The sequence below is a fragment of the Streptomyces sp. NH27 genome (genome assembly GCF_056859195.1).
The window spans coordinates 1-1,256 of the sequence record NZ_JACEGK010000960.1; the positions used below are offsets into that span (position 1 = coordinate 1).

Genomic DNA, 1,256 nt, shown 5'->3' on the forward strand with positions numbered 1-1,256 from the left:
CTGATGGAGGTGCCGGCGCGGGCGGGGGAGCCGGCGCGGGCCGGGACGTCAGGGTGAGGGGGACGGCGAGGAGCGCGGAAGCGCTGATGGCGTTGAGTGCGACGGGCAGCCCGAGCGCGGTGACGAGGGCGGGGGCGCCCAAGGCGCCGATGACGGCGGCGAGGGAGTCCGTGGCGAAGAACAGCGCGCCGACGCGGGCGAGCATGCCCGGTGGGGCGGTGCGCTGGATGTGGGTCTCCACGGCCATGAGCAGGATGCTGCCCGGCAGGCCGATGAGCACCGCGGCGGCGACGGCCAACGGCAGGGTCGGCGCGTTGAACAGGGCGAAGTAGGCGGCTGGTTGGCGAGTTGGGTGGTACTCAGGACGCGGCGGATGCCGAATCCGCGCAGCACGCGGCGGCTGACCGCGGAGCCGATGACGTAGCCGGCGCCCAGGCCGGAGATGAGGTACCCGACGGCGTAGCCGGGGGCGTGCAGGCGCCCGACGGCGAACGGGACGAGGAGCACGGTCAGGGCGGCGTTCGCGGTGAGGAACACGCCGTTGCCGACCAGCGGGCCGCGCAGGAGCGGGGTCGCGGCGACGTGGCGCAGGCCGGCGCGGAAGTCCGCGCGGAGGCCGTCGCGGAGTTCTGCGGGCGTGGTGCGGTCCGCCGCCGGCAGCGCGGGCACGCGGCGGCTGAGCCGCGCGGTGAAGCAGGCCGACATCAGGTAGCTCGCGATGTCGATGAGCAGTACTGCAGTGATGCCGGGGCCGGCCAGCAGGAGGGCGCCGAGGGGTGGCGCGGCCAGCCTCAGCACGCTGCCGGTGAACGCGGTGAGGGTGTTGGCGGCGGTGAGTTCAGCACCGGTGCCCATGACGACGGGGGTCAGGGCGCGGGCGGCCGGGCGGAAGACAGCGGTCGCGAGGCTCTCGCCGAGCACGGCCAGGTAGATCAGCCAGAGGCGTCCCGCGCTGCCGGCCGGAAGGATCAGTGCGACGGCCGCGGCGCTCACCAAGTCGGCCCGCCACATGGCGCGGGCGACGTGCCGCCGGTCGAGAAGGGCACCTGCCCAGGGGCCGATCAGCAGTGCCGGGAGGGACTCCAGTGCGAGGGTGAGCCCGGTGGCGGCCGGTGAACCGGTGAGCTGGAAGACCCGGAAGGGGAGGGCGACGACGAGCAGCCAGGAGCCCAGGCCGGAGATGGTGCGGCCGGCCCACAGCAGGCGGAATCCGGGGTGCGTGAGGATGAGCGTTCCGGGCGTGGCGGGCATGGGGG

At 74.8% G+C, this 1,256-nt stretch carries 1 protein-coding gene; it reads right to left on the bottom strand.

What is annotated here, in order from left to right; translation table 11 throughout:
* Nucleotides 1–48: 48 nt before the first annotated feature.
* Nucleotides 49–1,256: MFS transporter (locus AC13HU_RS37400; RefSeq protein ID WP_483046457.1), on the bottom strand; the 1,208-nt coding region annotated here is incomplete at its 5' end.